The following is a 22,658-nucleotide window of genomic DNA, read 5'->3' as shown; positions in this document are numbered from 1 at the left end:
TGTAGGAGCGGGCTTGCCCGCGATTGCGGCGTATCAGGTATACCGCCATCGCGGGCAAGCCCGCTCCTACAATTTGTTTAGACAGCGTCCCTCGGCAACATCAATCCCAGCGGCAAGCGCACCCGTGCTTCAAGCCCGCCACCCGACCGATTACGCAGTTCGACGTTGCCACCATGCATCGCCGCGATTCGCTTGACGATTGCCAGACCCAATCCGGTGCCCTTTCCGCTGCGTGCCTTATCTCCGCGAATAAAGGGGTTGAAGATGACCTCCAGCTCTGAGGGATCGATCCCGGCGCCACGGTCCATCACACTCAGCACCACGTAAGGCGCACCGGGATCGCCCGACACATACGCCGCGACTTCGATATCGTTACCCGCGTGATGCATCGCGTTGCCGATCAGGTTATTCAGCAGACGTTTAACCGATACCCGACGCAGCGGAAAAGGCGGGATGGGCTCCAGACGCAAACGAACCTGCTCGGTCGCCGTGTTGAACGGCGCCACCACTTCGCGCACGAGATCGCTCAGGTCAACTTCTTCTATCTGCTCATCACGCCCATCTCGAATGAACGCCAGGAACTGGTCGAGAATCGCGTCCATGTCTTCAATGTCGCGCACCATCCCGTCAGTGAACTCGCTCTCGCCCTTCATCAACTCAAGGGACAGGCGCAAGCGCGTCAGCGGCGTGCGCAAATCGTGGGACACGCCTGCCAGCATCAGCTCGCGCTCCTGCCCCGCCTGCTCGACGTCCTCTGCCATCTGGTTGAAGGCTTTGTATACTTCAGCCATCTCACTTGGCGTGTCGCTGATGGGCAGGCGTACGCTGCTGCCCTGCCCGAGTTGACGCGCGGCAAAGACCAGGCGCTTCAGGGGTTGGTTAAGCTGCCTGACGAAAATCCAGGCTGAAGCGGTGGACAGCAGGCCGATCGCCAGGAACCAGCCCAGCACACTCCAGATTTTCTGGCCACGCAAAGGATGCGGATACAACGGGACTTTCAGCCAGCCGGCGCCCAGGCTCGGCGCGCGAACCCACAGCGCTGGTGGTGCGTGCACGCGCAGACGAACTTCGGTGTCGGCGCCCAGCTCAGCCTGCATCTGACGCTGATAGATCTCACTGTACGGCCAGTGCTGCTCGCCTTCCGGTACGCCGCCACCCACCACCCTGATCAGCCCTGCCGCCTCGGCGATAGCCTCACGATCATGCTCATCCACTGCCCAGTAGGCCCGTAACGTCAGCGCGACGCCGTGGCTGTATTGCCTGTCGACCAGCACGTCCTCGTTCATCAACAGATAAACCAGGGTCAGTGCCTTGGAAAACAGCACGACGATCAGCACCAGCCAGAGGGTGCGTGAGAAGAAGCTTTGCGGGAACCAGAGCGGGGTTTTCATAGCAGCAGCTACACACTTTGCAGGCGCGAGCCAGGCTCGCAGAAATGACAGATAACGAACGGAGTCAAATGCACGAACGCTCCTGCCAAAAACGTCGATAACCCTCAAGAGGGCTATCGATTATACCAGCGAGGACTCAGCACCCTGAGCGACTCACTCCTACAAAGCACCGATCACTTGCCGACGCCATCGGGAACGAACACATAACCCACGCCCCAGACAGTCTGGATGTAGCGTGGTTTGGACGGGTCCGGCTCGATCAGGCGACGCAGGCGCGAAATCTGTACATCGATCGAGCGCTCCAGCGCATCCCACTCGCGGCCACGGGCCAGGTTCATCAGCTTGTCGCGGGTCAGGGGCTCGCGTGCGTGCATCACGAGCGCCTTGAGCACCGCGAATTCGCCAGTGGTCAGCATATGCACTTCTTTGCCGCGCTTGAGTTCGCGGGTCGCCAGCGACAGCTCGTAGTCGCCGAAGGTCACGGACTCGTCTTCGCTGCCCGGTGCACCCGGAACCGGCGAGGACTGACGACGCAGGACGGCCTTGACCCGAGCCATCAGCTCGTCGGGGTTGAAAGGTTTGGCCAGGTAATCGTCAGCGCCCAGTTCCAGACCACGAATACGGCTCAGCTCGTCGCCCTTGGCCGTCAGCATGATAATCGGGATCTGATTATTGGCGGCACGCAAGCGGCGGCAGGCCGACAGGCCATCTTCACCGGGCAGCATCAAGTCCAGCACCACCAGGTGGAAAACTTCACGCCCCAGCAGGCGGTCCATATGCTCGGTGTTGGCCACTGCCCGCGCGCGATAGCCTTTGCTGGTGAAAAAGCGCTCTAGCAGAGAGCTAAGTCCTGGGTCGTCATCGACGATGAGGATTTTTTCGCCTTCAGCAGTTTGTGCAGTGCCGCTCATTTGATGCTCCTTTGATCTCGGCGCGCATTATGCGCGTAGCTGCCGATTAGCGTGCTGTGTGCATTGTTAGCAGATTTTTCATGAGCCGCCAGTAACGGTTCTTCATAGCGCCTGTTACAGGCAGCGATCACCCTAAGTCGAGATCGACGGGTATAATGCGCCGCCGTTGAAGTCAGGCAGCGTTTTACCAAGGCCGTTCGCCAAAACTCGCTTTTTATTTGTTCACAATTTGCCAGGTGGTTTTATGGACAGCATCAACAGCCGCATCGCCGAGGAACTCGGTGTACGCCCACAACAGGTCGCAGCGGCCGTAGCTCTGCTTGATGAAGGCTCCACCGTGCCCTTCATCTCCCGTTACCGTAAAGAAGTGACAGGCAGCCTCGATGACACCCAATTGCGTCATCTGGAAGAGCGCCTGCGCTACCTGCGCGAACTCGACGAGCGGCGCGTCAGCATCATTGCCAGCATCGAAGAACAGGGCAAGATGACCCCCGAGCTGGCCCGCGACATCAACCTCGCCGACACCAAAACCCGCCTCGAAGACTTGTACCTGCCGTACAAACAGAAGCGCCGCACCAAGGGCCAGATTGCTCTGGAGGCCGGTCTCGGCGAATTGGCTGACGGCCTGTTCAACGACCCGAGCCTGAACCCCGAGAGCGAAGCAGCACGCTTTGTCGACGCGGAAAAAGGCGTGGCCGACGTAAAAGCCGCACTCGAAGGCGCCAAGTACATCCTCATGGAACGCTTCGCCGAAGACGCCAGCCTGCTGGAAAAACTGCGTGGTTTCCTCAAGCAGGAATCGGTGATCAGCGCCCGTGTCGTGGCTGGCAAGGAAGAGGAAGGCGCAAAGTTCCGCGACTACTTCGAACACGACGAACCGCTGAAAAGCATGCCATCGCACCGTGCCTTGGCGATTTTCCGCGGCCGCAATGAGGGTTTCCTCAGCTCCTCGCTTAAAGTCGGCGAAGAACTGCCGGGCGCCATGCACCCGTGCGAAATGATGATCAGCGAGCGCTTCGGCCTGCAAAACCAGAACCGCCCTGCCGACAAATGGCTGGCCGAAGTGGTGCGCTGGACCTGGAAGGTCAAGCTCTACAGCCATCTGGAAACCGATCTCCTGGGCGAACTGCGCGATGGCGCGGAAACCGAGGCGATCAACGTGTTCGCCCACAACCTGCATGACCTGTTGCTGGCCGCACCTGCCGGTCCACGCGCCACGCTGGGCCTCGACCCCGGCCTTCGCACCGGCTGCAAGGTTGCCGTGGTCGATGCCACCGGCAAGCTGCTGGACTACGCGACGGTTTACCCGCACGTACCGAAAAACCAGTGGGACCAGACCATCGCCGTGCTGGCTGCACTGTGCGCCAAGCACGCTGTGGACCTGATCGCCATCGGCAACGGCACCGGCAGCCGCGAGACCGACAAGCTGGCCGCCGAACTGATCAAAAAATACCCAGGACTGAAAATGACCAAGGTCATGGTCTCCGAGGCTGGCGCTTCGGTGTATTCCGCCTCGGAACTGGCTGCCAAGGAGTTCCCGGACCTGGACGTTACCATCCGTGGCGCCGTGTCGATTGCCCGCCGCCTGCAGGATCCACTGGCAGAACTGGTGAAAATCGATCCGAAGTCCATCGGTGTCGGCCAGTATCAACACGACGTGTCGCAGCTGAAACTGGCACGCGGCCTGGACGCGGTGGTTGAAGACTGCGTAAACGCCGTCGGCGTCGACGTGAACACCGCTTCGGTGGCGTTGCTGGCCCGTATTTCCGGCCTCAACTTCACCCTGGCGCAGAATATCGTTGCGCACCGTGATGAAAATGGCGCGTTCAAGACCCGTGCAGCACTGAAGAAAGTCAGCCGCCTCGGCGAAAAAACCTTCGAACAGGCCGCGGGTTTCCTACGTGTCATGAATGGTGACAACCCGCTGGATTCGTCGGCCGTTCACCCGGAAGCCTATCCGCTGGTGCAACGCATTGCCGCCGAAACCGATCGTGACATTCGTTCGTTGATCGGCGACGCCAGTTTCCTCAAGCGCCTCGATCCGAAGAAGTTCACCGACGAAACCTTCGGTTTGCCGACCGTGACCGACATCCTGCAGGAATTGGAAAAGCCAGGTCGCGACCCGCGTCCCGAGTTCAAGACTGCCGAATTCCAGGAAGGCGTCGAAGATCTCAAGGATCTGCAACTGGGCATGATTCTCGAAGGTGTCGTCACTAACGTCACCAACTTCGGCGCGTTCGTCGACATTGGCGTGCATCAGGACGGTCTGGTGCATATCTCCGCGTTGTCCGAGAAGTTCATCAAGGACCCGCGTGAGGCGGTGAAGGCCGGCGATGTGGTCAAGGTCAAGGTCATGGAAATCGACATCCCGCGCAAACGCGTTGGCCTGTCGATGCGCATGAGCGACACCCCCGGCGAGAAAATCGACGGGGCACGCGGCGCTCGCCCTGGTTCCGCCCCTCGTCCGCAGCAAAGCGCTCCGCGCAAGGAAACCCAGACAGCGGCAGCTCCGGCCAATAACGCAATGGCTTCGCTGTTCGCCAACGCCAAACAGTTGAAGAAACGCTGATGGAAATTCCAGAAGGTCTGACCCAAAGCGCGTTCTTCAACACACTTGGCTGCCGGCTGGTGCGCCTGGATGAGGGCGTCTCCGAAGTCGCCCTGGCGCTGGAACCGCACCTGCGCAATCGCGGCAACGTGATGCACGGTGGTGCGATTTTCAGCTTGATCGATATCGGCATGGGGCTGGCCTGTTCCAGCTCCCATGGCTTCGATCAGCGGAGCGTGACCATCGAGTGCAAGATCAACTATATGCGCTCGGTATCCGAAGGCGAGGTGCTGTGTATCGCCAAGGTTCTGCATGCTGGACGACGCACCCTGGTGGTCGAAGCCGAGGTGCGCCAAAACGACAAGCTGGTCGCCAAAGCACAAGGCACCTTCGCAGTTCTGTAGAATTGAGTTAATTTCGACACTGTGCAAACCGTGTCGAAATCGACTGTTTGACGCACGGCCAAACCGGACAACGGGTATCGGCGTTTCGAAGCAAAACCAGGCGACGACGCCAGTTCTTCTCTTCACCCTTGTAGACGGTCATATCCACCCCCATATTGGGGCGACTGACGCGTGAAGGAATCCAACTTGAGCGAACTTCTCAACCGCCGCCTGGCTCTGCTTAGCGACCGCAACAACCTCTCTCTGCTGGAGCAGTGCCTGCACGGTATTGAGCGTGAATGCCTGCGGGTAACCGGCCAGGCCCGCCTGGCACAGACGCCGCACCCTGAAGCATTGGGCGCCGCGTTGACCCACGAGCAGATCACCACGGACTATTCCGAGTCGCTGCTTGAGTTCATTACTCCCGCGCTGGCGAACCCGGCGGACACCCTGGCCAGCCTCGACAAGATTCATCGCTTTGCCTACAGCAAGCTCGGCAACGAGTACCTGTGGAGCCCATCGATGCCTTGCCCTCTGCCGGCTGAAGAAGATATTCCGATTGCCTACTATGGCACCTCGAATATCGGCCAGCTCAAGTACGTTTATCGCAAGGGCCTGGCCCTGCGTTACGGCAAGACCATGCAATGCATTGCCGGGATTCACTACAATTTTTCGTTGCCGGAAAAGCTTTGGCCACTGCTCAAGCAGGACGAAGGCTTCGTCGGCACCGACCGTGATTACCAGTCGTCGGCTTACATCGCCCTGATTCGTAACTTCCGTCGCTACAGCTGGTTGTTGATGTACCTGTTCGGCGCTTCGCCAGCACTGGATGCAGGCTTCCTGCGTGGCCGCTCGCATCAACTGGAGCAGTGGGACGCGGACACGCTGTATCTGCCCTACGCCACCAGCCTGCGCATGAGCGACCTCGGTTATCAGAGCAACGCCCAGGCGGGCCTGACGCCGTGCTACAACGATCTGGACAGCTACATCGACAGCCTGCGTAAAGCCGTGGCGACGCCTTATGCGCCGTATGTCGAAATCGGCACGCGCAAGGACGGTGAATGGATTCAGCTGAACACCAACATCCTGCAGATCGAAAACGAGTACTACTCGAACATCCGCCCGAAACGCGTGACCTACTCTGGCGAGCGTCCGATTCAGGCACTGATGGCCCGCGGAATTCAGTACGTCGAAGTCCGTTGCCTGGACATCAACCCGTTCCTGCCAATGGGTATAGACCTGCAGCAATCGCGTTTCATCGACGCTTTCGTACTGTTCTGTGCCCTGCAAGACAGCCCACAGCTAACCGACAACGAGTGCGGCAACGCCACTTCGAACTTCCTGAGCGTGGTCAAGGAAGGCCGCCGTCCTGATCTTGAGCTGCAACGCAATGGTCAGCCGATCGATCTGAAATTCTGGGCCACTGAGCTGCTGGAGAAAATTGCGCCAATCGTGCAACTGCTCGACGCAAGCAATGGTAGCGACGAACACGCCAAGTCACTGGCAACGCAACAAGCCAAGGTCAACAACTCGGCCCTGACGCCGTCGGCACAAGTGCTGGCGAGCATGACGGAACACAAGGAAGGCTTCACCGCGTTCTCGTTCCGTCAGAGCCAGGCACACGCCGAGCACTTCCGTAGCGAGCCACTGAGCACCGACGACCAGTCGACCTTCGAAACCCTCGCCCGCAACTCCATCGCCCAACAGTCGGAGCTGGAACAAACCGAGGAAACGGTAGACTTCGATACGTTTGTCGGGGCGTATCAGGCGAGTATTTTGGCGATTAGTAACTAAGCCATCGCGGGCAAGCCCGCTCCTACAAGATATTGCGATCTCCTGTAGGAGCGGGCTTGCCCGCGATGATCTCAGCTACAACGTCTTCTCGAAAATCTTCGAATTACGCTGATAGTTATAAAGCGACGCCCGCGCGCTCGGCAGTCGATCAACGCTGCTTGGCTCGAAGCCACGCTCGCGGAACCAGTGCGCAGTTCGGGTGGTGAGCACGAACAAGGTCTTCAAGCCCTGTTCACGGGCACGGACTTCAATCCGCTCCAGCAACTCGTCCCCGCGACCGCCGTGGCGGTATTCCGGGTTGACCGCCAGACACGCCAACTCCCCCGCATCAGAATCAGCGATCTGATACAGCGCCGCACAGGCAATGATCAATCCTTCTCGCTCGACCACACTGAACTGCTCGACTTCACGCTCCAGCACTTCGCGCGAGCGACGTACCAGAATCCCTTGCTCTTCCAGAGGGCTGATCAACTCCAGCAAGCCGCCGACGTCTTCAATCGCCGCCTCGCGCACCAGTTCGAACTGTTCCTGCGCAACCAGCGTGCCGCCACCGTCACGGGTGAACAGCTCGGTCAGTAGTGCGCCATCTTCGGCGTAGCTGACGATATGGCTGCGGCCAACGCCACCACGGCAGGCTTCCGCCGCCGCATCCAGCAGTTCAGCCTGGTAGTTGCTGCCCAACCGCTGCATGTGGGCCGGCACCTGTTGCGGACGGAGTTCACGCACCAGCCGGCCATCAGCGTCGATCAAGCCGCGTTCGGCGCCGAACAGCAGCAATTTGTCGGCGCCCAGGTCGATGGCGGCGCGGGTAGCGACGTCTTCGCAGGCGATGTTGAAAATCTCACCGGTCGGCGAATAGCCCAGCGGCGACAGCAGCACGATGGAGCGTTCGTCCAACAGGCGATTGATGCCTTTGCGGTCGACCCGGCGCACTTCGCCGGTGTGGTGGTAATCCACACCTTCGAGCACGCCGATTGGCCGCGCCGTCACCAGGTTGCCGCTGGCCACGCGCAAGCGTGATCCCTGCATCGGCGAGGCCGCCATGTCCATCGACAGGCGTGCTTCGATGGCGATGCGCAGATGACCGACGGCGTCGATCACGCACTCCAGAGTGGCAGCGTCGGTGACACGCAGGTCGCGGTGGAAGTGCGGGGTAATCCCCCGTGCCGCGAGGCGGCTTTCGATTTGCGGACGGGAACCATGCACCAACACCAGTCGCACCCCGAGGCTGTGTAGCAACACCAGGTCGTGGACGATATTACCGAAGTTCGGATGATCGACACCGTCGCCGGGGAGCATGACGACGAAGGTGCAATCCCGGTGGGCGTTGATGTACGGCGAAGCGTGGCGAAGCCAGTTTACGTATTCGGGCATAACCTGAAGAGCCTGTAGAAGTTGGACGAAAAGCGTAAAAACACACACGACTGAGTGGTGGTTATCGTCGTAACAGGCATGGCAACACGCGCACTCTCCTTCTCTGATGAGTCAATTGGGGCAAAGGTCCGGTCAGGCCGGGCTCAGGCAATAATGTTCAACCAACTGACGTAATAGTCGCACAGTAGGCTCCAAGCGTGACATTTCAAGGTACTCGCCCGGTTGGTGTGCACAGGCGATGTCACCCGGCCCCAATACAATGGTCTCGCAACCCAGGCGCTGAAGATAAGGCGCTTCGGTGCCAAACGCTACTGCCTCGGCGCTATGTCCTGTAAGACGTTCGGCTATACGCACCAGTTCGGCGTCGGCAGACTGTTCAAATGGCGGCACTTCGGGGAACAGCGGCGCGTAGTCGATCTTCACCTGGTGCTGTTCGGCCAAGGGCTGCAGCTTGTGCATGATTGCCGAGCGCAGAACCTGCGGGTCCATGCCCGGCAGAGGCCGCAGATCAAACTCTAGCGAGCACTGACCACATATCCGGTTCGGGTTATCACCGCCGTGGATGCAACCGAAGTTCAGGGTTGGCTGCGGCACACTGAACTGCGGGTTGTTGTATTCACGCTGCCATTGTTGGCGCAGACCTTTGAGCTCAGTGATCGCGTCGTGCATCGCTTCCAAAGCGCTGTGGCCAAGGCTGGGATCCGACGAATGGCCGCTGCGCCCCAGAATATCGATGCGATCCATCATTACGCCCTTGTGCAGGCGGATCGGCCGCAGCCCGGTTGGCTCACCAATCACCGCCGCCCGCCCCAACGGACGACCGGCGTCGGCCAACGCACGGGCGCCGGACATCGAGCTTTCTTCGTCGCAGGTGGCGAGGATCATCAACGGCTGTTTGAACGGCTTATCGAGCAAAGGCTGAATGGCTTCGATGGCCAGGGCGAAGAAGCCTTTCATGTCGCAGCTACCGAGTCCTACCCAGCGCCCGTCGACTTCGGTCAGTTTGAGTGGATCGGTCTGCCACAGCGCACCGTCGAACGGCACCGTGTCACTGTGCCCGGCCAACACCAGCCCGCCGGGGCCGCTGCCGAAGGTCGCCAACAAGTTGAATTTGCCAGGCAACACTTGCTGGATATCGCAGGCAAAGCCCAGATCTCCGAGCCAACTTGCCAGCAGATCGATCACGGCGCGGTTGGACTGATCCAGTGCGGGCTGAGTGCAACTCACCGAGGGCGCGGCAATCAAGGCGGCAAACTGGTCTTTCATGGACGGCAAGGGCATACGCGATCTCCTCGTGTGAAGCCCATCATAGGGCTATCGAGCCGTAGGAATAAACCGTTGCAGCTCATGTCCTGTACACTGCTCGGCCTTAGCGGCCAGACATTCACAGGCCGCGCTCCTGTTATTAGCGATCAGCGCTTGGATTCCCCGGCCATGCAGAAAGAAACCGAAATCAAACTCCGCGTCAGCCGCGAAACCCTCGCCGCCTTGCGCGAGCATCCGTTACTGAAGAAACGTAACAAAAGCGGCTGGGAACGCCTCGAACTGCTCAACCAGTATTTCGACACCCCGGAACGCGAACTGGCCCACGCCAAAGTGGCGCTGCGCATCCGTCGTGACGGCGACGCGATCATTCAGACGCTGAAAACCAAAGGCAACAGTGTCGCCGGTCTGTCGGAACGCAATGAATACAACTGGGATTTGGCCAAAGCCAAACTCGACCTGAAAAAGCTCGATGGCGAATGCTGGCCTGAACAACTGGCCGAGCTGGACAAGAAAACCATCAAGCCGCTGTTCACTACCGACTTCGTCCGCGAACGCGCTGAAATCGCGTGGGGCCGTGGCAAGAGCAAAGTCGTGATCGAAGCCGCGCTGGACCTGGGCAACGTGATCGTCGGCAAGCAGAAAGAAGAAATCTGCGAGCTGGAGCTGGAATTGCGCGAAGGCGAACCCGGCGCGCTGCTGGAACTGGCTGCCGAGCTGGCCCTCACCCTGCCGTTGATGCCGTGCGATATCAGCAAGGCCGAGCGAGGCTACCGTCTGTTCGACGCCAGCAGCTATTCGCTGAGCCTGCCGATCCCGGAGCTGAACCCCGAGATGCCGCTGGACGACGCCTACTCCGTTTTGGCCTGGCACTTGTTGGGTAGCAGCCAGCGTCTGGCCGAGCAATACCGTTTCAACGGTCACTGGCGCTTGCTGCAAGACTGGGTCGCGCTGCTTTCCGAGCTGCGTGCCCTGACCAGCAGCCTCGGCCAGGCCGCGCCGCGTGCCACCACCCACGACCTGCGTCTGGCACTGGATGCCTTGCTGGAAGACTGGCGTCCGCTGGTTCAGGCGGGCCATGACGATGCCGACGTGCGCAACGTCGCCCATGAGCAGTTCCTCGAAGAACTTCAAGACCCACGCTGGGGCCTGTTCTCGCTGAACACCTCACGCTGGTTGATGGGCCGTAGCTGGACTGTTGGCCGCAACACCCGCGGCGATCGCCAGGGCGCTGCGCAACTGCAGAACTGGGTGCCACGCCTGCTGGCCGAAGAAGCGACTTCGCTGCAACTGGGTCGCTACCAGCAACAGCCGGAAGACCTCGCAGAACAACTGCCGCGCATTGAACGCATCCAATCCTGGCTGCACCTGGCCCGTGGTGTTCTCGATTTGCCGGAACTGGATCGTCTGTATGGCGAGTTGAACAAGCTGGAAGCGCTGGCACATTTGCCGATCAGCGATGAAGTGCTGGAAGAGCGTGTGCAGCAAACCATCGTGGTGTTCCAGAGCCGCGCCTGGAAAACCTTGTTGCGTTTGTAACCGCCTTGACTGTAAGAGCCGGGCTTGCCCGCGATGGCGATAGGTCTGACACTTCGCTATCGCGGGCAAGCCCGGCTCCTACAAGGTCTGGCGTCAGCGCAAAATCGGCAAACTGGTGGTGGACTTGATCTCTGACAAGGCCACCGTCGAGTTGACCTCCTGAATCCCCGGCACCAGCGACAATTTCTCGAAGAAAAACCGCTCGTAGGCTTCGATATCCGGGGTCACGATGCGCAGCAGAAAATCCACCGACCCCATCAACACGTAACACTCCAACACTTCCGGAAAACCACGAATGGCCTCGGTGAACTCCGTGAAGTTCGATCGGCCGTGGGCGTTGAGTTTTACCTCGGCGAATATCTGCGTGTTGAGGCCGATTTTCTTGCGATCCAGCAGGGTGACCTGCCGCCGGATTACACCTTCATCCTTGAGTCGCTGAATCCGTCGCCAGCATGGCGACTGCGACAAGCCAACCTGCTCGGCGATTTGCGCGCTGGACAGTGATGCATCCTCCTGCAACAGCGCCAGAATCTTTCGGTCGTAAGGGTCCAGCTCTATTTGCATAAAATTTCCCTATTACTGGCAAGAAACGCATTAACAAGTCGTAAACAGGCTAATTCAATCGATCATGGATAAGAAATTTCTTTTCCATGATGCAAGAATTTCTCTCAATCAAAAAGGAGAGGCCAGCATGTCCCACCTCGAAGCCGTCAGTGCTCGCCCCGACGTTTGGGCCACCAATAGCGCTCACACGCGTGCGCATTATCAGATCCTCGCCGAAGCCGATCCGGACTTGCTGTGCCGCGTGCTTAACCTGTTCGCGATGCAATACCTGATTCCCCAACACATCAGTGTGCTGCAGCAAGAACAGATGCTGAAGATCGAAATCCAGCTGGACGGCTTAAGCTGGCATCGAGCGCAGGTTATTGGCGAAAAAATGCGCAGCTTTATCGACGTTTGCTCGGTGACCCTGAACCCCGTCGAGCGTCACAATGTCTTGTCGCAGCACGTAGCACTGGCTGTCGGCTAGCGTTCAGGTAAACTTTTGCAATCGTTGCCCTCGCTCCGGGTATCGCAGGCGGCGCGCCGGGGACTACTCTTGTCTCGTCCAGAGCAAAACTGTCCCAAGGAGCCCGAATGTCCCTCGCCTCAGCTACCCAGGACCGCCCACTGGATCTGAACGACCTGCTGCGCGACCTGGTCGCTCAAGGTTTAATTGATCGGGATTGCGCCGAAGACGCCGTGAAGTTGCGTCGCACAGCGCTCAATCTGCAAATGCACCCCCTGGAATTTCTTGCCGCCCAGCAGTTCGACGATCTGTTGCGCCCTGGCAAAAAGCTCGACCTGGAAACCTTGACGCTTTGGCTTGCCAAGCACGCGGGTCAGCCGTATCTGCGTATCGATCCGCTGAAGATCAACGTTGCCGCCATCACCCCGTTGATGTCCTATGCCTTTGCCCAACGCCACAAGATTCTTGCCGTGGCCGTGGATCGCGAAGCCGTGACCATCGCCAGTGCTCAGCCGTTTGTCAGTGCATGGGAAGCGGATTTGACCCACGTCCTGAAACTGCCGATCAAGCGAGTGATCGCCAACCCGTCTGACATTCAGCGCCTGACTGTGGAGTTTTTCCGTCTGGCGAAGTCAGTCAGCGGCGCCAACGCGATTGATCAGAAATTAAGCAATCTCGGTAACTTCGAACAACTGCTCAAGCTGGGCGCCAGTGATCAGGAGCCGGACGCCAACGATGCGCACATCGTCAACATCGTCGATTGGCTGTTCCAATACGCGTTCCAGCAACGCGCCAGTGATATCCACATCGAACCTCGTCGTGAACAAGGCACCGTGCGCTTTCGCATCGACGGCGTGCTGCACAACGTTTATCAATTCCCGCCACAGGTCACCATGGCCATCGTCAGTCGCCTGAAAAGCCTGGGACGGATGAACGTAGCCGAGAAGCGCAAGCCGCAGGACGGTCGGGTCAAGACCACCACACCCGACGGCGGCGAAGTCGAACTACGGCTGTCGACCTTGCCCACCGCGTTCGGCGAAAAGATGGTGATGCGGATTTTCGACCCGGAAGTGCTGCTGAAGAACTTCGACCAACTGGGCTTTTCCAGCGATGACCTGCGGCGCTGGCAGGACATGACGCAGCAACCCAACGGCATCATCCTGGTGACCGGCCCCACCGGGTCGGGCAAGACCACCACGCTTTACACCACGCTGAAAAAGCTGGCGACCTCAGAGGTCAACCTCTGCACCATCGAAGACCCGATCGAGATGGTCGAGCCGGCCTTCAACCAGATGCAGGTGCAGTACAACATCGACCTGACCTTCGCCAGCGGCGTGCGCGCGTTGATGCGACAAGACCCGGACATCATCATGATCGGCGAGATACGTGACCTCGAAACCGCCGAGATGGCGGTTCAGGCCGCGCTCACCGGTCACTTGGTGCTGTCGACCCTGCACACCAACGACGCACCAAGCGCCATCAGCCGATTGCTGGAGCTGGGAGTACCGCATTACCTGCTCAAGGCGACGATCCTCGGCGTCATGGCGCAACGATTGGTGCGCACCTTGTGCCCGCACTGCAAGGCGCCGATAGAGCTGGCAGAGGACGATTGGCAATCCCTGACCCGACCGTGGCAAGCCCCTGTGCCGGCCGGCGCTCACCGCGCGGTGGGCTGCGCGGAATGCCGTGACACGGGTTATCGCGGCCGCGCCGGGGTGTACGAAATCATGTTGATGTCCGACGGCGTCAAATCGCTTATCACCGCCGATCTCGACCTCACCGCCATGCGCCGACAGGCGTTCAAGGAAGGTATGCGCAGCTTGCGGCTGTCCGGCGCACAGAAAGTGTCGGCGGGGCTGACTACCATTGAGGAAGTGTTGCGGGTGACTCCGCAGAGCGAGCAGCGCTGACTTATAGGCCGTCTTCGCCAACTTGTTGGCGAATGGCTTGATGCGATCTATCTGGCCAATCCTGCCACATCTTGAACAGATCTATTCTTGTTAATAGTCGCCCTTGCGCGAGCATTTCTGTCTAAATGGCGCTTAACAACCAAACAGGGAATGGTTATGCAAATCGGTAGCGTGCTTTTACTTTTCGTCGGCCTGGCGATTGCCATCGTATTCATGGGCTTCAAGGTGGTGCCGCAGGGCTATCAATGGACGGTGGAACGCTTCGGTCGTTACACCAATACACTCAAGCCAGGTCTGAATATCATTGTGCCGGTCATGGATCGCATCGGACGCAAGATCAACGTGATGGAAAGCGTGCTGGATATCCCACCGCAGGAAGTCATCACCGCAGACAACGCCACCGTGCAGATTGACGCGGTGTGCTTCTTCCAGGTGGTCAATACCGCGCAGGCGGCCTACGAGGTGAACAACCTCGAACATGCAATCCGCAACCTGCTGCAAACCAATATACGCACCGTGCTCGGCTCGATGGAGCTGGACGCCATGCTTAGCCAGCGCGACGGGATCAATGAAAAACTGCTGCGCACCGTCGACGAGGCGACCGCACCGTGGGGCATCAAGATCACCCGGATCGAGATCAAGGACATCAGCCCACCCGCCGACTTGATGGCGGCCATGTCCGGGCAGATGAAAGCCGAACGAATCAAACGCGCACAAATCCTCGAAGCCGAAGGCTTGCGAGCGGCGGCGATTTTGACGGCGGAAGGCAAGAAACAAGCGCAGATCCTCGAGGCCGAAGGTGGTCGTCAGGCAGCTTTCCTTGAATCCGAAGCGCGGGAGCGTCAAGCCGAAGCGGAAGCCCGCGCGACGCAAGTGGTCTCCGAAGCCATTGCCTCTGGCAACGTGCAGGCGATCAACTACTTCGTCGCCCAGAAGTACATCGATGCGTTGGGGAAACTGGCGTCGGCGAACAACAGTAAAGTCATTCTGATGCCGCTTGAAGCCAGCCAGGTGATAGGCGCGGTGGGCGGTATCAGCGAAATCGTCAAAGCCACCTTCGACAATAAAAAGGTCTGAGGCGTAACCATGTGGGAGTACCTGCAACACCTGTCGTTCTGGGATTGGCTGGGGTTGGGCACCATACTGCTGATTCTTGAAGTATTCGGCGCTGGCGGCTATCTGCTGTGGATCGGCGTCGCGGCAGCAGGTGTCGGAGTGATCAGCTTTTTGATTCCTCTGCCCTGGACTATGCAGTTTCTGTTGTTTGCGGTGCTCTCGGTGCTGACGGCGGCTTACTGGTGGCGCAGGCAGCGCACTGCGGCCAGACCATCGGACCAACCCGGGTTGAACATGCGCGGGCAAGAGCTGATCGGACGTACTTTTATGGTCCAGAGCGCGATTGTCGGCGGGCGTGGCAAGATCAAAGTGAATGACGGCGTATGGATGGTAATCGGCCCCGACCTGCCGGTGGGAAGTCAGGTGCGGGTGGTCAGTCAGGACGGTGCGATTCTCAGGGTCGAAGCCGCACCTTGAAGCAAAATTGAACTACGGCTGGGTCTCGGTAATCAAAAGTTACAGAACAACCAGTCGGAGTTACTCATCATGCGTTTCAAATTTGCTGTAGCCACGTTAGCTGTACTCTCACTCCCGGTCGGTTCTGCAATGGCCGACGGTTTCTTGCGCGACGTACTTTCGTCAGGCGCCACTACCGGCTCCTCCTATCTGACTTCCAAACACCACAAGCTGATCGTTGCCTCTCAGGATGACGCTGACAGCTACGTGGCCAGCGACGGTCAGATTCGCGGGCCTTATCTGGAAGCGGCGCTCCAGCAGGTGCGCGCGGACAACCCTGGCCTGAAAGCGTCGGATATGGACCTGGCCAACGCGATCCTGGCGAAGAACCTTAGCGAAGAAAACTGATTCGCTTCGACACAATGACGTGACACAGATGCCGCTCAATTGAGCGGCATCTGTCGTTATGGAATGGGCAAAGCCGATTCCTACTTTCGATCGCGCATTTACCTGCCAATTTCGATGACGTTACTCTCAGGCTTTTAGGCAGCGGCTGATATCGCGACCCTTTGAGCATCTGTAGCAGTCCGGCTTGCCGGCGTCAGCGTTTTTAAGATCGCCATCGCCAGCAAGCCGAATTGCTATAGGTGTTTGCAACGCGCGGCATTAGCGGTAGTCGTCTACCGGTACGCAGGAACAGAACAAGTTTCGATCGCCATAGACGTTGTCCACCCGATTCACGGTTGGCCAATATTTATGCTGGCGGGTATGTGCCGTCGGCGTTACGGCTTGAGCAATGCTATAGGGCCGCTCCCAGATACCGGTGACATCAGCCAGCGTATGCGGCGCCCGCTTGAGCGGGTTGTCTTCTGCTGGCCAACTACCGTTTTGCACCTGGGTGATTTCCGCGCGGATGCTCAGCATCGCCTCGATAAAGCGGTCCAGCTCAGCCTTGGGTTCGCTTTCCGTGGGCTCGATCATCAAGGTGCCCGGGACCGGGAACGACATGGTTGGCGCGTGAAAACCATAATCCATCAGCCGCTTGGCCACGTCCTCTTCGCTGATTCCGGTTTCCGCCTTGATCGGCCGCAAATCGATAATGCATTCATGGGCCACACGATCATTGCGGCCGCTGTAGAGCAACGGAAAGGCACCACCCAACTGCTGCGCCAGATAGTTAGCCGAGAGAATCGCCACCTCGCTGGCATCTGCCAGTTGCGGGCCCATCATGGCGATGTACATCCAACTGATCGGCAGAATACTCGCACTGCCCCAGGGCGCAGCGCTGACCGCGGTATTCTGAGGGTCCGGGCCATCCAGTTGCACCACCGGGTGATTGGCCACAAACGGCGCCAGGTGCGCCCGTACACCAATCGGCCCCATGCCCGGTCCGCCGCCACCATGCGGAATGCAGAAGGTCTTGTGCAGGTTCATGTGCGACACGTCGGCACCGATATCAGCCGGGCGCGCCAGACCGACTTGAGCGTTCAAGTTGGCGCCGTCCATATACACCTGACCGCCATGGCTGTGGATAACCTCACAGATTTCACGAATGCCTTCCTCATAAACACCGTGAGTCGATGGGTAAGTCACCATCAGGCAGGACAACTTTTCCCCCGCCGCCTGCGCCTTGGCATTCAGATCCTGCAGATCGACGTTGCCAGCGTCATCGCATTCGACAATGACTACGCGCATGCCGGCCATCTGTGCCGAAGCCGGGTTGGTGCCGTGGGCGGACGACGGAATCAGGCAAATATCACGCTGCCCCTGCTTACGACTGACGTGATATTTGTGGATCGCCAGCAGCCCGGCGTACTCACCTTGCGCGCCGGAGTTGGGCTGCATGCAGATCGCGTCAAACCCGGTTATCGCGCAGAGCCAGGCTTCAAGCTCTTCGATCATCGCCGTGTAGCCCATCGCCTGCTCACGCGGTACGAAGGGATGCAGACTGGCAAAACCGGGCCAGGTAATCGGGATCATTTCGCTGCTGGCGTTGAGCTTCATGGTGCAGGAGCCGAGAGGAATCATCGACTGGTTCAGCGCCAGATCCTTGTTTTCCAGTTGCTTGAGATACCGCAGCATTTCGGTTTCGCTGTGATGCGCGCTGAACACCGGATGAGTCAGGTAAGAGGAGCTGCGCAACACGTCGGCAGGGATCCCTGACTCCAGCGCTTCGGCGTCCAGTTCAACCACGCTCAGCCCATGATCGGCACCGAGAAATACATCGAACAAGCGCGCTACCGTTTGTTCATTACAGGTCTCGTCGAGGCTAAGCCCCAGCTTGCCCCGACCGAGGATGCGCAAATTGATGTGTAACGCCTTGGCGCTGTCGAGAATCGCTCCCTGGCTGCCGCCGACCTCCAGGGTCAAGGTGTCGAAAAATTGCTTGTTCAAACGTTGAATACCGTTGCGTTCGAGTCCTACGGCCAGGATTGTCGTCAGCCGGTGCACCCGCAAGGCGATGCGCTTGAGTCCTTGCGGCCCGTGATAGACCGCATAAAAACTGGCGATATTGGCGAGCAATACTTGTGCGGTGCAGATGTTGGAATTGGCCTTCTCCCGGCGGATATGTTGCTCGCGGGTTTGCAGGGCCATGCGCAGGGCGACATTACCTCGGGCATCTTTCGAGACGCCGATGATCCGCCCCGGAATCGCCCGTTTGAACTCGTCGCGACAGGCGAAATAAGCCGCATGCGGGCCGCCGTAGCCCATGGGCACGCCGAATCGCTGGGAGGAACCGAACACCACATCGGCGCCCATTTCCCCCGGTGGCGTCAACACCAGCAGACTTAACAGATCGGCGGCGACACAGGCCAAGGCTTGCTGGGCATGCAATAACTCGATCATCGGTCGCAGATCACGAATCTCGCCGTGAGTATCCGGGTATTGCAGTAATGCACCGAACACCTGGTATTTGCCAAGGTTGCTGACCGTATCGATGACCAGTTCGAAACCAAAGCCTTCAGCCCGGGTGCGTACCACGGAGATGGTTTGCGGGTGACAGTGCTGGTCGACGAAAAACACATTGCTTTTAGACTTAGCCACCCGCTTGGCCAGCGCCATGGCTTCAGCGGCGGCGGTCGCTTCATCGAGCAAGGAGGCGTTGGCCAGTTCAAGCCCTGTGAGGTCGATGGTCAGTTGTTGAAAATTCAGCAATGCTTCGAGACGCCCTTGAGCGATCTCGGGCTGATAAGGCGTGTACGCGGTGTACCAGCCAGGGTTCTCCAGCACGTTGCGCAAAATCACAGTCGGCGTGAGGGTGCCGTGGTAACCCATGCCGATCAGGCTGGTCCAGACTTCGTTCTGCTCGGCGTAACCTTTGAGTTTGGCCAGTGCAGCTTCTTCATCCAGCGCGGCCGGAAGGTTCAGCTCGCTTTTAAAGAGAATGGCGGGGGGGACGGTCTGCTCGATCAATTCCGTTCGGCTGGTCACGCCGAGGCTTTCAAGCATGGCTTGCTGCTCGCTGACATCCGGCCCTAGGTGGCGCCGCAGGAAGACGTTGGGGTCTTGCAACTGGCTCAGGGATGGCAACTGGGACATGACGGCTCTCTCTTATAAGACAAAGCCTCGACAGGTCGAGGCTTGTTCAGTCTAGGAAGGGATTGCCGTTTGTGTAGCGAATCTATCTACAAACTTGGTGCGGCAGGATTACTCGCCAATGGCGCTTTTGTAAGCGGCGGCGTCCAGCAGTTTGGCCAGGTCAACATCGACACTGCTTGGCTTGAGTTTGAAGATCCACGCGGTATAAGGCTCGCTGTTCAACGCTTCCGGGGTGCCGCCCAGGTCTTCGTTGACTGCAATCACTTCGCCCGAGATTGGCGAGTAAATGTCGGACGCCGCTTTAACGGACTCGACCACGCCCGCAGCATCACCGGCGGCGAACACTTTGCCGATTTCCGGCAACTCAACGAACACTACATCGCCCAACGCTTCCTGCGCATGGTCAGAGATACCGACAGTAACGCTACCGTCAGCTTCCAGGCGAGCCCATTCGTGGCTCTCGGCAAAACGCAGTTCGGCGGGGATATTGCTCATTTAGTCATCCTCTAAATCAGGTCAGCGGAAAACCCGCCAGAGAAAAAGTCATATCAAGGCTTTGCCATGACGTACGAATGTAGGTTGTACCACGCGAACTGGATACCACTTGCCGCGGATTTCCACCTCGGCACGGTCAGCGGTTGCCACTGGCACGCGCGCCAAGGCAATCGACTTGCTTAGCGTAGGTGAGAAACTACCACTGGTGATCTCTCCTTCGCCAATATTTGTAATTCTGACGACCTGGTGCGCGCGCAAAACCCCACGCTCTTCCAACACCAGCCCGACCAGTTTGAGTTGCACCCCTGCAGCGCGTTCATTTTCCAACGCAGCGCGGCCGATGAAGTCGCGATCAGCAGGCTCCCACGCCACCGTCCAGGCCATGTTCGCGGCCAACGGTGACACCTGTTCGTGAATATCCTGACCATACAGGTTCAAGCCGGCCTCCAGACGCAAGGTATCGCGTGCGCCCAGGCCGATAGGGGATATGCCAGCACCCACCAGGTCGTTGAAAAAGCCGTAGGCCTGATCGGCAGGGAGAATGATTTCCAGGCCGTCTTCACCGGTGTAGCCCGTACGGGCGATGAACCAGTCTCCTTCACTGCGACCTTCGAACGGGCGCAATTGCTGGATCACGGCGGCGCGAGCACTGTCCACCAACTCAGCGATTTTTTGGCGGGCATGCGGTCCTTGAATCGCCAGCATCGCGACGTCATCGCGCTCGACCAGCTGCACATCGAAACCGGACAGATGCGCCTGCATCCAGGCCAGATCCTTGGCGCCGGTCGCCGCATTCACCACCAGCCGATAACCACTGTCGATGTAGTAGACGATCATGTCGTCGATGATCCCGCCTTCGCGGTTGAGCATCGCGCTGTACAGCGCACGGCCCGGCTCATGCAAGCGGCCGATGTCGTTGGCCAGCAGATACTGAAGCCAAGGCTTGGCCTGAGTGCCGGCAACGTCGATGACCATCATATGAGACACGTCAAACACCCCACAGTCGCGGCGCACCTGATGGTGTTCCTCAACTTGTGAGCCGTAATGCAGCGGCATATCCCAACCACCAAAATCAACCATCTTCGCGCCCAGCGCGAGGTGCAGGTCAAAGAGGGGCGTACGCTGTCCCATGGGTTTCTCCTTCCGGGCGTGGCGAAGGTGCAGAGAGACGCAGCACTGGGCGAAGCCCCGAAAACAGAGGCTTTCAGCAGTTTTCAACGACCCGACTGGTCTGACAGACCGCACCGATTGCGGCGCATTGTAGCCGCATGCCGGTAGACCCGCACCTAGCTGATCGGTCAACAGGCCCTGGCCGAGCGTCGAATCAATCCGACAACCGGTAGCAGCCCAACCAATACCAGTGTCAACGCCGGCAATGCCGCCTTCGCCCATTCGCCCTCACTGGTCATTTCAAAAATGCGCACTGCCAAGGTATCCCATCCAAATGGACGCATAAGCAATGTCGCAGGCATCTCTTTGAGCACATCAACAAATACCAGCAATGCCGCACTCAACGTGCCGGGCACCAACAATGGTAAATAAACCCGAGTAAACAATCGCAAACCGCCCACCCCCAAACTGCGCGAGGCCTCCGCAAGCGAGGGTCGAATCCGCGCCAGGCTGCTTTCCAGCGGACCGTAGGCCACCGCTATGAAACGCACCAGATAAGCCACCAGCAACGCCACCAGACTGCCCAGCAACAGCGGCTTGCCTGCACCGCCCAGCCAACTCGACAACGGGATGATCAATTCCCTGTCCAGATAGCTGAAGGCCAACATGATTGACACTGCCAGCACCGAGCCGGGCAAGGCGTAACCCAGGTTGGCCAGACTGACCCCGGAACGAATTGCGCGGGTCGGTGCCATGCGCGCCGCGAACGCCAAAATCAGCGCCACACTCACGGTGATCAGCGCTGCCATGCCGCCCAGGTACAAGGTGTGCAGAATCAAACCGATGTAGCGCTCATCCAGATCGATACGCCCACGCTGCCAGCACCACGCCATCAACTGCAGCACCGGCACCAGAAACGCGCAGGCGAACACCAAAGCACACCAGCCACTGGCCGCCCAGGCTTTCACCCCTCGCAGGTGATACAGCGCCTTGACGCGCGGGCGCTCGTTACTTGGCCGGCTGGCACCGCGCGCACGACGCTCGCCGTACAGCACCACCATCACCGCCAGCAACAATAAACTGGCCAACTGCGTCGCACTGGAAAGACTGAAAAAGCCATACCAGGTTTTATAAATCGCGGTCGTGAAGGTATCGAAGTTGAACACCGAGACCGCGCCAAAATCCGCCAGGGTTTCCATCAAGGCCAGCGCCACGCCCGCGCCAATCGCCGGTCGCGCCATTGGCAACGCCACCCGCCAGAACGCCTGCCATGGAGATTGGCCCAGGACCCGCGCCGCCTCCATCAAACCCTTGCCCTGAGCGAGAAACGCCGTGCGCGCCAGCAGGTAAACGTAGGGGTAGAAAACCAGCACCAGCACGATGATCACCCCACCCGTGGAACGCACTCGGGGCAGCCGCACGCCGTTACCGAACCACTCACGCAGCTGGGTTTGCAGTGGACCGGCGAAATCCAGCAGACCGACGAAGACAAACGCCAACACGTAGGCCGGAATCGCGAAGGGCAGCATCAACGCCCAATCCAGCCAGCGCCGACCGGGAAATTCGCAGAGGCTGGTCAGCCACGCGAGACTGACGCCAAGCAAGGTGACGCCGATGCCAACGCCGACGAGCAACTGCAGCGTATTGCCCAGCAGGCGTGGCATCTGCGTTGCCCACAGATGCGCCCAAATCTGCTGATCAATGGATTGCCACGACAGCAGCAAAACGCTCAGGGGCAACAGCACCAACGCCGCGATGCTGAAGACCAGCGGGTACCAACGGCGTTGGGCGGGATGAGGCACGCAGAAGTCTCGGATTATGTGATCAAAATAAAAACGCCATCGCTTTGTGTAGGAGCGGGCTTGCCCGCGATCCAAAC

General features: G+C 59.1%; 18 protein-coding genes. 9 read left to right on the top strand and 9 right to left on the bottom strand.

What is annotated here, in order from left to right; all coding sequences use genetic code 11:
- Positions 1-77: 77 nt before the first annotated feature.
- Together ACF0H7_RS00600 and ompR are read right to left on the bottom strand one after the other, a co-directional pair.
- Entirely contained in the window at positions 78-1,391 is a 1,314-nt protein-coding gene (locus tag ACF0H7_RS00600; RefSeq protein WP_397450923.1) for an ATP-binding protein, read from the bottom strand.
- Between the two features lie 173 nt (positions 1,392-1,564).
- Positions 1,565-2,302: a two-component system response regulator OmpR gene (gene ompR / locus ACF0H7_RS00595; protein ID WP_397450922.1), complete on the bottom strand. Its 738-nt coding sequence runs from the start codon at positions 2,300-2,302 to the stop codon at positions 1,565-1,567.
- Between the two features lie 244 nt (positions 2,303-2,546).
- Between ompR and ACF0H7_RS00590 the strand changes: the two genes are divergently transcribed.
- The 3 genes from ACF0H7_RS00590 (at position 2,547) to gshA (ending at position 7,027) form a co-directional block, all read left to right on the top strand.
- The gene (locus ACF0H7_RS00590; RefSeq protein ID WP_397450921.1) at positions 2,547-4,871 is read left to right on the top strand and encodes a Tex family protein; all 2,325 of its coding nucleotides are present in this window, start codon (positions 2,547-2,549) and stop codon (positions 4,869-4,871) included.
- The gene (locus ACF0H7_RS00585; RefSeq protein WP_397450920.1) at positions 4,871-5,254 is read left to right on the top strand and encodes a PaaI family thioesterase; all 384 of its coding nucleotides are present in this window, start codon (positions 4,871-4,873) and stop codon (positions 5,252-5,254) included. Before ACF0H7_RS00590 ends, ACF0H7_RS00585 begins: the two co-directional genes overlap by 1 nt.
- Before the next feature lie 186 nt (positions 5,255-5,440).
- The gene (gene gshA / locus ACF0H7_RS00580; protein ID WP_397450919.1) at positions 5,441-7,027 is read left to right on the top strand and encodes a glutamate--cysteine ligase; all 1,587 of its coding nucleotides are present in this window, start codon (positions 5,441-5,443) and stop codon (positions 7,025-7,027) included.
- 75 nt (positions 7,028-7,102) lie between these two features.
- Here gshA and argA read toward each other — a convergent pair whose 3' ends face one another.
- Positions 7,103-8,401: an amino-acid N-acetyltransferase gene (argA, locus tag ACF0H7_RS00575; protein ID WP_397450918.1), complete on the bottom strand. Its 1,299-nt coding sequence runs from the start codon at positions 8,399-8,401 to the stop codon at positions 7,103-7,105.
- 132 nt (positions 8,402-8,533) lie between these two features.
- Positions 8,534-9,682 (bottom strand): acetylornithine deacetylase, encoded by a 1,149-nt coding sequence (argE, locus tag ACF0H7_RS00570; RefSeq protein ID WP_397450917.1) that lies wholly within the window; start codon positions 9,680-9,682, stop codon positions 8,534-8,536.
- A gap of 153 nt (positions 9,683-9,835) precedes the next feature.
- Between argE and ACF0H7_RS00565 the strand changes: the two genes are divergently transcribed.
- Entirely contained in the window at positions 9,836-11,203 is a 1,368-nt protein-coding gene (locus tag ACF0H7_RS00565) for an inorganic triphosphatase (RefSeq protein ID WP_397450916.1), read from the top strand.
- Between the two features lie 93 nt (positions 11,204-11,296).
- Here ACF0H7_RS00565 and ACF0H7_RS00560 read toward each other — a convergent pair whose 3' ends face one another.
- Positions 11,297-11,767, bottom strand: a complete 471-nt coding sequence (locus ACF0H7_RS00560) for an Lrp/AsnC family transcriptional regulator (protein WP_397450915.1) — start codon at positions 11,765-11,767, stop codon at positions 11,297-11,299.
- Between the two features lie 127 nt (positions 11,768-11,894).
- Here ACF0H7_RS00560 and ACF0H7_RS00555 point away from each other — a divergent pair, with 127 nt between their 5' ends.
- From ACF0H7_RS00555 to ACF0H7_RS00535, 5 genes are all read left to right on the top strand, one after another.
- Complete coding sequence (locus ACF0H7_RS00555; RefSeq protein ID WP_397450914.1) at positions 11,895-12,233, top strand: hypothetical protein; 339 nt, start codon at positions 11,895-11,897, stop codon at positions 12,231-12,233.
- A 107-nt stretch (positions 12,234-12,340) separates the two neighbouring features.
- Entirely contained in the window at positions 12,341-14,122 is a 1,782-nt protein-coding gene (locus ACF0H7_RS00550) for a GspE/PulE family protein (protein WP_397450913.1), read from the top strand.
- 156 nt (positions 14,123-14,278) lie between these two features.
- The gene (locus ACF0H7_RS00545) at positions 14,279-15,199 is read left to right on the top strand and encodes an SPFH domain-containing protein (protein ID WP_397450912.1); all 921 of its coding nucleotides are present in this window, start codon (positions 14,279-14,281) and stop codon (positions 15,197-15,199) included.
- Positions 15,200-15,208: 9 nt separating this feature from the next.
- The gene (locus tag ACF0H7_RS00540; RefSeq protein WP_397450911.1) at positions 15,209-15,655 is read left to right on the top strand and encodes an NfeD family protein; all 447 of its coding nucleotides are present in this window, start codon (positions 15,209-15,211) and stop codon (positions 15,653-15,655) included.
- A 69-nt stretch (positions 15,656-15,724) separates the two neighbouring features.
- Complete coding sequence (locus ACF0H7_RS00535; RefSeq protein WP_397450910.1) at positions 15,725-16,042, top strand: DUF2388 domain-containing protein; 318 nt, start codon at positions 15,725-15,727, stop codon at positions 16,040-16,042.
- 258 nt (positions 16,043-16,300) lie between these two features.
- Here the strand turns inward: ACF0H7_RS00535 and gcvP are convergent, their stop codons facing one another.
- From gcvP to ACF0H7_RS00515, 4 genes are all read right to left on the bottom strand, one after another.
- Complete coding sequence (gcvP, locus tag ACF0H7_RS00530; RefSeq protein WP_397450909.1) at positions 16,301-19,174, bottom strand: aminomethyl-transferring glycine dehydrogenase; 2,874 nt, start codon at positions 19,172-19,174, stop codon at positions 16,301-16,303.
- A 108-nt stretch (positions 19,175-19,282) separates the two neighbouring features.
- Entirely contained in the window at positions 19,283-19,669 is a 387-nt protein-coding gene (gene gcvH / locus ACF0H7_RS00525) for a glycine cleavage system protein GcvH (protein ID WP_397450908.1), read from the bottom strand.
- A gap of 48 nt (positions 19,670-19,717) precedes the next feature.
- On the bottom strand, positions 19,718-20,800 hold the full coding sequence (gene gcvT, locus ACF0H7_RS00520) for a glycine cleavage system aminomethyltransferase GcvT (RefSeq protein WP_397450907.1): 1,083 nt from the start codon (positions 20,798-20,800) through the stop codon (positions 19,718-19,720).
- Positions 20,801-20,967: 167 nt separating this feature from the next.
- The gene (locus tag ACF0H7_RS00515; RefSeq protein WP_397450906.1) at positions 20,968-22,581 is read right to left on the bottom strand and encodes an ABC transporter permease; all 1,614 of its coding nucleotides are present in this window, start codon (positions 22,579-22,581) and stop codon (positions 20,968-20,970) included.
- Positions 22,582-22,658: the final 77 nt, after the last annotated feature.

It is taken from the genome of Pseudomonas sp. NA-150, assembly GCF_044336365.1.
Taxonomy (GTDB): Bacteria; Pseudomonadota; Gammaproteobacteria; order Pseudomonadales; family Pseudomonadaceae; genus Aquipseudomonas.
Note: the sequence above shows the minus strand (reverse complement) of the source record. Positions and strands in the feature narration are given on the sequence as shown.